Source organism: Pseudoroseomonas cervicalis ATCC 49957, assembly GCF_000164635.1.
Classification (GTDB): Bacteria; Pseudomonadota; Alphaproteobacteria; order Acetobacterales; family Acetobacteraceae; genus Pseudoroseomonas; species Pseudoroseomonas cervicalis.
In genome coordinates this window covers 485,127-494,956 of the sequence record NZ_GG770779.1, presented here as the reverse complement: position 1 = coordinate 494,956, position 9,830 = coordinate 485,127, and the positions used below count along the sequence as shown (strand labels likewise).

At 70.9% G+C, this 9,830-nt stretch carries 8 protein-coding genes; all 8 read right to left on the bottom strand.

Annotated features, from left to right (window positions below):
• Nucleotides 1-116: 116 nt before the first annotated feature.
• On the bottom strand, nucleotides 117-1,838 hold the full coding sequence (locus HMPREF0731_RS13440) for an ABC transporter ATP-binding protein (RefSeq protein WP_007004700.1): 1,722 nt from the start codon (nucleotides 1,836-1,838) through the stop codon (nucleotides 117-119).
• Nucleotides 1,839-2,082: 244 nt separating this feature from the next.
• The gene (locus tag HMPREF0731_RS13435; protein WP_211207933.1) at nucleotides 2,083-3,069 is read right to left on the bottom strand and encodes an MBL fold metallo-hydrolase; all 987 of its coding nucleotides are present in this window, start codon (nucleotides 3,067-3,069) and stop codon (nucleotides 2,083-2,085) included.
• 125 nt (nucleotides 3,070-3,194) lie between these two features.
• Entirely contained in the window at nucleotides 3,195-3,866 is a 672-nt protein-coding gene (locus HMPREF0731_RS13430) for an EI24 domain-containing protein (RefSeq protein WP_040613145.1), read from the bottom strand.
• Nucleotides 3,867-3,979: 113 nt separating this feature from the next.
• Nucleotides 3,980-5,218 carry an ABC transporter substrate-binding protein gene (locus tag HMPREF0731_RS13425; protein ID WP_007004698.1) on the bottom strand — a complete coding sequence of 413 codons (1,239 nt, stop codon included), beginning with the start codon at nucleotides 5,216-5,218 and terminating at the stop codon, nucleotides 3,980-3,982.
• 105 nt (nucleotides 5,219-5,323) lie between these two features.
• Nucleotides 5,324-6,949 (bottom strand): long-chain-fatty-acid--CoA ligase, encoded by a 1,626-nt coding sequence (locus HMPREF0731_RS13420; protein WP_007004697.1) that lies wholly within the window; start codon nucleotides 6,947-6,949, stop codon nucleotides 5,324-5,326.
• Between the two features lie 71 nt (nucleotides 6,950-7,020).
• Nucleotides 7,021-8,799, bottom strand: a complete 1,779-nt coding sequence (locus HMPREF0731_RS13415) for an acyl-CoA dehydrogenase C-terminal domain-containing protein (RefSeq protein ID WP_007004696.1) — start codon at nucleotides 8,797-8,799, stop codon at nucleotides 7,021-7,023.
• Between the two features lie 19 nt (nucleotides 8,800-8,818).
• Nucleotides 8,819-9,229, bottom strand: a complete 411-nt coding sequence (locus HMPREF0731_RS13410; protein WP_157136106.1) for a MerR family transcriptional regulator — start codon at nucleotides 9,227-9,229, stop codon at nucleotides 8,819-8,821.
• Between the two features lie 46 nt (nucleotides 9,230-9,275).
• Nucleotides 9,276-9,830: LysR substrate-binding domain-containing protein (locus tag HMPREF0731_RS23190; protein ID WP_007004694.1), on the bottom strand; the 555-nt coding region annotated here is incomplete at its 5' end.

The following is a 9,830-nucleotide window of genomic DNA, read 5'->3' as shown; positions in this document are numbered from 1 at the left end:
CAGCCGAGACGGCCGGCCGATGGTGCCTCTGGCAGGGAAGCCGCATAGAAAAGCCGGCCCAAAGGCCGGCTTTCAAACGCTGGGGACAAGGCGGCCGCAGCCGCCTGGGCCGGCTCTCAGGCCGTCACCCCATACTGCACCGAATGCAGCCGCTGATAGAGCCCGGGCTGCGCCACCAGCTCCTCATGCCGGCCACGCGCCACGATGCCGCTCTGGTCCACCACCACGATGCTGTCGGCATCGCGGATCGTCGCCAGGCGGTGCGCGATCACCAGCGTGGTGCGGCCCTGGGCCAGCTCCGTCAGGCTCTGCTGGATGGCCCGCTCCGTCTCGGTGTCGAGGGCGGAGGTCGCCTCGTCCAGGATCAGGATGGGCGGGTTCTTCAGGAAGATGCGGGCGATGGCCAGGCGCTGCTTCTGCCCGCCGGAGAGCTTCACGCCGCGCTCGCCGATCACCGTGTCCAGCCCCTCCGGCAGATTGGCGATCACGCCGTCCAGCCGGGCGCGGCGCGCCGCGTCCAGGATCTCGGCCTCGCTGGCGCCGAGGCGGCCATAAGCGATGTTCTCGCGCAGCGTGCCGGCGAACAGGAACACATCCTGCTGCACGATGCCGATCTGCGCCCGCAGCGAGGCCAGCGTCATGTGCCGGATGTCGATGCCGTCGATGGTGATGCGCCCGCCCGTCACCTCGTAGAAGCGCGGCAGCAGGGAGCAGAGCGTGGTCTTGCCGGCGCCGGAGGGGCCGACAAAGGCCACCGTCTCCCCGGCGCGGATCACCAGCTCCACCCCCTCCAGCACGGGGCGCCCGGTGCCGTAGCCGAAGCTCACCTGCTCATAGCGGATATCGCCGCGCAGGGCGGGGGCAGGGATGGCGTCCGGCGCATCCGTGATGTCGGGCGCGGTGTCCAACAGCTCGGTGTAGCGGCGGAAGCCGGCGATGCCCTTGGGATAGGTCTCGATCACCGCGCTGATCTTCTCGATCGGCCGAAAGAACACGCCGACCAGCAGCAGGAAGCCGACGAAGGCGCCGTTCGACAGCTCGCCCTGCAGCACGAAATAGCTGCCGGCGATCATGACGATCATCTGCGTCAGCCGCATGCCCAGATAGTTCAGCGACATGCTCGCGGCCATGATCTTGTAGGCCTCCAGCTTGGTCTGGCGGTAGCGGGCATTGTCGCGGGCGAAGAGGGTGCGCTCATGCTCCTCATTGCCGAAGGCCTTGACCACGCGGATGCCGCCCACCGCCTCCTCGATGCGGGCGTTGAAGGCACCGACGCGGCCATAGATCTCGCGCCAGGTGCGCGTCATATGCGCGCCGTAATGCGCCGAGGCCCAGGTGATGGCCGGCACCACCACCGCCGTCATCAGCGCCAGCGGCCAATGCACCATGAACATCAGCGCGAAGGCGCCGATCAGCGTCATCACCGCCAGGAACAGGTCCTCCGGTCCGTGATGCGCGACCTCGCCGATCTCCTCCAGGTCGCGCGTCACCCGCGCCACCAGATGCCCGGTCTTCTGGTTGTCGTAGAATCGGAAAGACAGCTTTTGCAGGTGGTCGAAGGCCTTCCGCCGCATCTCCGTCTCGATATTGATGCCCAGCGCATGGCCCCAATAGGTGACGATGGCGTTCAGCCCGGTGTTCACCAGATACACCACCAGCAGCCCGGCGGCGGCCAGCAGGATCAGCGACCAGTTCTGGCTCGGCAACAGATTGTCGACGAAGAGCTTCACCGCGATGGGGAAGCTCAGCTCCAGCAGGCCGGCCAGGATGGCGCAGGAGAAATCCAGCAGGAACAGCCCCTTATGGGGCCGGTAATAGGCAAAGAAGCGCCGCAGCATGGGGGAGGGATCCGGCCAGTGAAGACAAGCCGGCGCAAACCGCACCGGCGTGGTCCGGTATCCTCCCGCCCTTTTCCCCGGTCAAATTATTCTTTCGGGCTGCCGCCATCGGGTGGGGAGGCGGGGCGCTGCACTGAGGGCAGCGTCCCGGCCTGCACCGGGGCGGATCCAGCGACCCTGGGCCGGAGCATCCCCGGCCCAGTGTCGCGCCTCCCGTCCCGGCCCTGACCGGCAGCCGACAGAATTAACCGAGGGTGGAGAGGTTCATGGGTTCCTGGATCCAGGCATAACCCTCGCCCTCCTTCGCCACATGGCCGAGGCCCGGCCAGGGGAAGTGGTAGGACAGCACGGCATGCTTGTCGGTCGCCAGCCGGTCCAGCATGCGGCTGCGGCTCTGCGCCGACAGCTTGGGGTCGGTGTCGAAGGAGAATTCCCACATCGGCCGGCGCAGCAGCAGCACATGGTGATGCGCCAGGTCGCCGGTGTTCACCATCACCTGGTTGCCGGAGCTGATGGCGTAGCAGTGATGGCCGACCGTGTGGCCCGGCGCGGCCAGGGCGGTGATGCCGGTCACCACCTCCTGCTCGTCCTTCACCATGATCATGCGGTCGCGATAGGCGGAGAGGTTCTTCTTCGCGCCGTCGATGAAGGAGGTCATGAAGGCCGGGCCGCGCTTGTTGGCGTCATCCGTCCAGAAGCGCAGATCCGCCTCCGACAGCGCCACCTGGGCGTTGGGGAAGACGCGGTTGCCCTGCGCGTCCACCAGCCCCCAGCAATGGTCGCAATGGGCGTGGGTCAGCACCACCAGGTCGATCTGCTCCGGGCTGATGCCGGCGGCGCGCAGATTGGCCAGCGCCTTGCCCGTGGTCGGGCCGAACATCTGGCTGTCCGCCCCCATGCTCTCGCCCATGCCGGTGTCGAACAGGATCAGCTGCCGCCCCGTGTTCAGCACCAGGATGTTCTGCTCGAGCGTCGCCTCGTCCGTGGGCAGGAAATTGCTGCTCATCAGCCGGGCGATCTCCTCCGGCGGCGAGGCCGGGAAGGCCGGCGCCGGCTTGCCCAGCGGCAGCCGCCCGTCGGAGATCACCGTGGCCTCGTATTCGCCAAAGCGGAAGCGGTGCCAGGCCGGCGGCAGTTCGTTGCGGAAGGGGGCGGCGGCCTCGGCCGGGCGCGGCAGCTGGCTGGCGGCGGCCAGCGCGGCCGCGCCGCCCAGCAGACCGCGGCGGGTCATGCTCATCATGGACTTGTCCTTCCCCGTCTGTGATGCGGGTTCCCGCGCCGCGCCGGATCGGCGCAGCGCGGCGTGAGCGCAGCACATTTCCCCGCCGCTTCGCAATCCACGGCCGGGTGAACGGTTCAGGCGGAAGCCTGGCCCCGATGCAGCAGATGCGTCATCGCCGCGGCCCCCAGCACCGGCACCAGCAGATTGGCCAGCGGCACCGCCGCCAGCCCCGCCAGCGCCACGCCCACCGCCACGATCTCCGCCCGGCGCCGGCGGCGCAGCCGGCGCGACTCGGCGACACTCATGCGCCGCTGCGCCACCGCCTCGAACAGCCCGTAGCCGAGGGAGAGAGCGGCCACGGCGAAATACAGCACCACCCCGATCGGCGGCAGCAGCAGCGCCAGCGGCAGAATCAGCAGGCTGAGCAGCAGCAGCCGCACCGTCAGCCCGATCCCGGCCGAGGCCTGCGCCGCCAGCGAGGCCCCCGCCGCCGGCGGCAGGGACGGGTAGAAGCGGCGCTCCACCGCTTCCGCCACATCGTCCAGGAACAGGCTGGTCAGCCCCAGCAGCACCGGCACGAACAGCCAGAGGGCCGAGGCCAGCACCAGCGCCCCGCCCAGCAGCCCGGCCAGCGTCGCCAGCCAGCCCTCGCCACCGGCCAGCGCGCCGACACCCCAGTCCGCCAGGAAAGCCAGGCCCGCGAAAGCCAGCAGGGCGATGCCCAACCCCTTCAGCAAGGGGCCGCGGAAGCCGGGATCGGTCAACTGCCGGAAGGGAAGGGTCAGGGCAGCCAGCACAGCCTGCATGGACAAGAGGTCTCCAGGAAGGAGACGTATATAAGCGCCCGGGGGAATGAATTCCCCCGGACCCCCTTCTCTTTCTGTCAGGGCCGGCCGCCGCTGGCGGCCGGCGGCCGTCGTCAGGTGCGGATCAGCGAACAGCCGCCCTCGGTCATCGGGCGGAACGCCTCCGCCGCCGCGGTGGTCTGGACCAGCTTGTAATAGTCGAAGGGCGCGCGGCTCTCCTGCGGGGATTTCACCTCGAACAGGTAGGAAGGGTGCAGCTTGCGGCCATCGGGGCGGATGCTGCCGGCGCCGAAGGCATCGTCATCCGTGGGCATCGCCTTCATGCGCTCCACCACCGCGCGGCCGGACCGGCGCGCCTGCTCCACGCCAAGATCGGCCACCGCCTTCAGGTAGTGCAGCGTGCCGGCGTAGCAGCCAGCATGGATCATGCCGATCGGCAGGTTGGCGGGCATGCGCGGCATGGCGCGGCGGGCGAAGGCGCGGGTGCGGTCGTTCAGGTCCCAGTAGAAGCTCTCGGTCAGCAGCAGGCCTTGCGCATTCTCCAGGCCGAGGCCGTGGACATCGGCGATGGCCATCAGCAGCGTGGCCAGCTTGGCGCGGCGGGTCAGGCCGAATTCGCGCGCCTGCTTCACCGCGTTCACCGTGTCCGCCCCGGCATTGGCCAGGCCGACGATCTTGGCGCGGCTGGCCTGCGCCTGCACCAGGTAGGAGGAGAAATCGGTGGTGGAGGGGAAGGGGTAGCGCGCCCCGCCCAGCACCTTGCCGCCGGCCTCCTCGACGAAGCGGGTGGTGTCGCGCTGCAGATGGTGGCCGAAGGTGTAGTCGGCGGTGATGAAGTACCAGCTGTCGCCGCCCGCCCGGGTCAGTGCGCCGCCGGTGGAGCGGGCCAGCATGTAGGTGTCATAGGTCCAGTGTACCGTGTTGGGGTTGCACTGGGCGCCGTGCAGGTCGGTGGTGGCGGCGCCGGAATTGACGAAGACGCGGTCCTTGTCGCGGGTGACGCCGGCCACGGCCAGGGCCACCGAGGAGGTCGGCACGTCGACGATCATGTCCACCCCGTCCTGGTCATACCAGCGGCGGGCGATGGTGGAGCCGGTGTCGGCGCGGTTCTGGTGGTCGGCCTGCAGCACCTCGACGGTGATGCCGGGGTTGGCGGCCATGAATTCGGCTGCCGCCTGCTGGGTGCAGGCCAGGCTGCCCGGCCCGGTCGGGTCGCGATAGGGCCCGGACATGTCGGTCAGCACGCCGACGCGGATGGTGCGGTTGGCCTGGGCGCGGCTGCGGCGCGGCGCGGCGAGCAGCGCCGCCCCCGTGCCCGCCAGCAGCGTGCGTCGCGGAAGGATGAGGCTCATCTCGTTGGTCTCCCTGCCGGGCCTCTGACGGGCCCTGTGGTGTGCCGCAGCCGGCCGCCAGCGGCGGCCGGCCCCGGAAGAAAAAAGAAGGGGGTGCGGGGGAATTCATTCCCCCGCTGCTGCGCTGGCTGGCGCGGCGTAGAGCTCCCGGATCTTCGACTTCAGCAGCTTGCCGGTGGCCGTGTGCGGCAGTTCCTCGACGATGCGGATGTCGTCGGGGATGCACCAGCGTGCCACGCGCCCCTCGAAATGCGCGCGCATCTCTTCGCGTGTCAGGGCCGCGCCGGGCCGCAGCACGACGACCAGCAGCGGCCGCTCCCCCCATTTCGGATCCGGCCGCGCCACCGCGGCGGCTTCCTGCACGGCGGGATGGGCGACGGCGATGTTCTCCAGCTCGATCGAGCTGATCCATTCGCCGCCGGACTTGATGACATCCTTGGTGCGGTCGACGATGGCGACATAGCCATCCGCATCCATGGTCGCGACGTCGCCGGTGTCGAACCAGCCGGGCTCGGCATGGGCGGGGCCGGGGGGCGTGTCGTGATAGGCGGCGGCGACCCAGGGGCCGCGCACCAGCAGCCGGCCGAAGGCGGTGCCGTCGCGCGGCACCTCGGCGCCGTCGGCGCCCTGGATGCGGAACTCCATGCCGAAGAGCGGCCGTCCCTGCCTGGCGGCGAGGGCCTGGCGCTCCGCCTCCGGCAGCCCGGCATGCCGTGCCTTGGGGGCGTTGGCCAGGCCCACCGGGCTGGTCTCGGTCATGCCCCATGCGTGCAGGACGGAGATGCCGCGCGCCTCGAAGCGCTGGATCACCACGGGCGGGCAGGCGGAGCCGCCGATGGCGACGCGCTGCAGCCGACCCGTGCCGGCCTGGTTGGCATCCAGCCAGTCCAGCATCGCCATCCAGATGGTGGGCACGCCGGCGGAGAAGGTGACGCCCTCGGCGGTGATCAGCTCCTGCAGCGAGGCGCCGTCCAGCTTCGGCCCCGGCAGCACCAGCTTGGCGCCGACGATCGGCGCGGCATAGGGAATGCCCCAGGCATTGACGTGGAACATCGGCACCACGGGCATCACCACCGAACTGGCGCCGAGGGCGAAGACATCCGGCAGGCAGCAGGCCATGGCGTGCAGGATGCAGGAGCGGTGGCTGTAGAGCGCGCCCTTCGGCATGCCGGTGGTGCCGGAGGTGTAGCAGAGGCCGCAAGCCTCGTTCTCGTCCAGCGCCGGCCAGTCGAACTCCGCCGGCTGGGCGGCCAGCAGCTCCTCGTAGCAGAGCAGCGGCGGCAGACCTGCGGGCTGGGGCGGCATATGCGCGGCATCGGTCATCAGGATGATGGCGCGCACATCGCCCAGCCGCCCGGCCAGCCCCTGCAGCAGCGGCACGAAGGTGAGGTCGGCGCAGAGCACGGCATCCCGCGCGTGCTGGATGATGCCGGCGATCTGATCGGGGAAGAGGCGCGGATTGATGGTGTGGCAGACCATGCCGGCGCCGCCGGCGGCGTAGTAGATCTCCAGATGCCGGTGGGTGTTCCAGGCGAGCGTGCCGACGCGGTCGCCGGGGCCGACACCGAGTGCCAGCAGCGCGCGGGCCAGGCGCTGGCTGCGGGCATGCAACTCGGCATAGTTGGTGCGGTGGATCGGCCCCTCGACGCTGCGGGAGACGATCTCGGTCTCGCCGTGATAGGTCGCGGCGTGGCGCAGCACGGCGCTGACCAGCAGCGGCACATCCATCATCAGCCCACGCATCCTCTTCCTCCCTGTTGTTCTGGTTCGTGATGCGGTCGTGTGGTGGCGGGGGTGGGCGGCTAGTAGGCCTCCTCCCGCAGCGCCAGCAGCGGCGCGGCGCCCTCGGCGATGGCGAGGTCCAGCGCCACGCAGTGCGGCAGCAGGCGGCGCAGGAAGAACTGCGCCACGGCCAGATGATCGCGGTGGCGGGGCAGGGCGGCCTCGCCCAGGGAGAGGGCGTGCAGCGCCATGCGCAGCCACATCCAGCCCAGCGCCACGAGCGCGAAGAAGCGCAGATAGTCCGCCGCCGCCGCGCCGGCCTCCACCGGGTCGGCGGCGCGGGCCTGCAGGCGTTCGGTCGCCGCCTCCAGCCGCTGCAGCGCGGCGGCGAGCGGCGCGGTGTAGTCGGCCGCGCCGGGGATGGCGGCGCCGGCCTCGATGCTGCTGCGGATCAGCGCGAAGAAGCGGAAGGGCAGGCGGCCTTCCTCCATGCCGATCTTGCGGGTGACGAGGTCCATGGCCTGCACGCCATTGGTGCCCTCATAGATCTGGGCGATGCGGGCATCGCGCACCAGCTGCTCCATGCCCCATTCGCGCACATAGCCATGGCCGCCAAAGACTTGCTGGGCCAGCACGGTGGCTTCGAAGCCGAGATCGGTGAAGCTCGCCTTGATCACCGGGGTGAGCAGGGCGATCAGCCCTTCGGAGGCAGCGCGCTCGGCCGGGTCGGGATGCAGCGCGGCCTTGTCCATCTCCAGCGCCGTCCACAGCGCCAAGGCGCGCGCCGCGCCGGTGAAGCCGCGGATGGTCAGCAGCATGCGCCGCACATCGGGATGGCCCAGGATGGGCTGCGGCCCCTCCGCCCCGGCGGCGGAGAGTGGCGCGCGGCCCTGCAGCCGGTCGCGGGCGTAGCGGGCGGCGCCCTGATAGGCGGCCTCGGCGATGCCCAGGCCCTGCAGGCCGACGAAGAGCCGCTCGGTGTTCATCATGGTGAACATCACGGCCAGGCCGCGATGCGGTTCGCCGATCAGCCAGCCGGTGGCGCCGTCATAGTTCATGACGCAGGTGGGCGAGGCATGGATGCCCATCTTGTGCTCCAGCGCCCCGGCCGACAGGGCGTTGCGCGGACCGGGCCGGCCTTCGGCATCGGGCAGGTATTTCGGCACCAGCGCCAGGCTGATGCCGCGCACCCCCGGCGGCGCGTCCGGCAGGCGCACCAGCACCAGATGCACGATGTTCTCCGCCGCCTCGTGGTCGCCGCCGGTGATGAAGATCTTGCCGCCGGTGACGCGCAGCGTGCCATCCGGCTGCGGCTCGGCCCTGGTGCGCAGCAGGCCGAGATCGGTGCCCGAATGCGCCTCGGTCAGCGCCATGGCGCCGGCCCATTCGCCGCTGACCAGCTTCGGCAGATAGGTGGATTTCAGCGGCTCGGGCGCGAAGCGCTCCACCATCTCGGCGGCGCCGCGGGTCAGGCCGGGCAGCAGGCCGAAGGCGAAATTGGCCGAGGAGAGCATCTCGTCCAGCGCGATCTGCGCCACGCGCGGCAGGCCCTGGCCGCCCCATTCCACCGGCTGCGCCAGACCGCCCCAGCCACCGGCGACGAATTCGGCATAGGCCTCGGCGAAGCCCTGCGGCAGGCGGACCACGCCATTCTCCAGCCGGCAGCCCTCCGCGTCGCCGCTGGCGTTCAGCGGCGCCAGGCGCTGGGCGGCGAAGCGCCCGGCCTCCTCCAGCACGTCGCGCAGCAGGGGCAGCGGGTCGCCCGCGCTGCCGGGCAGGCCGGCCAGCACCGGGCCGGCCTCCAGCACCTCCTCCAGCAGCGCCATCATCTCCTCGACCGGCGGGGTGTAGGCGGGCATCGCTGTCTCCTCGGTGTCGTCAGGCGGCGGGGGCGGCCGATTCGGCTTCGCAATGGCGCAGCCGGGCCACGGCGTCGCCACGCATCGCCTCCAGCTCGCCGATGGTCTCGTCCAGCTCGCGCCGCATCTGGCGCAGCTCGGCCAGACGGTCCTCGATGCGGCGCAGCCCCAGCCGGTATTGCGCGGCATTGGGCTGCCCGGCGCGATACTGCGCCAGGTATTCGGCGATCTGGTCGAGGGAGAAGCCGAGGCGGCGGAATTTCTGGATCAGCCGCAGCCGCGCATGGTCGCGATAATCATAGACCCGCACACCGCCGATGCGGCCGGGGGTGAGCAGCCCGCGCTCCTCATAGAAGCGCAGCGCCTGCGCCGTCAGGCCGAATTCGCGCGCCAGCGCGGAGACGGACCATTGCTTTGCCCTGTCTGCCACCACGACGTTTGTCTCCCTGGAACCGATCTCGGCACGGCGAGGGGCCTCAAGTCAACTTGAGAGTGGGGGCCTCGGCCAGCAGCGCCTCGGCCAGTGCCTCCGCCGCGGGGGAGAGGGCGGCGCCCTGCCGCCGCAGCAGCAGGATGCGGCGGCGCAGCAAGGGACTGTCGATGGGGCGCGTCTGCAATTCCGGCGCCGCGCGCAAATCCATGGCGCTGTCGGGCAGGATGGCGATGCCGAGCCCGGCCCGCGCCAGCGCCACCGCCGTCGACATGTAGGTCGCCTCATAGGCCGGGCGCGGCGCCGGCAGGCCGGCTTCGGCGAAGGCGGCCTCGGCCAGGGCGCGCAGGCTGCTCTCCGGGTCGGTCAGCACCAGGGGCTGGTCGGACAGGGCGGCGAGCGACAGGCTCGGCTGCGCCGCCAGGGGGTGGCCGGGCGGCAGCAGGGCGACCAGCGCATCCTCGAACAAAAGCCGCGCCGCCAGCTCCGGCTCCGGCCCCGCGGCATGGCCGATGCCGAGATCGACCTCCCCCGCCTTGACCAGCGCGCCGACCCGCCGCGCCACCGCGTCGCGCAGCATCACCCGGATGCCGGGATGCGC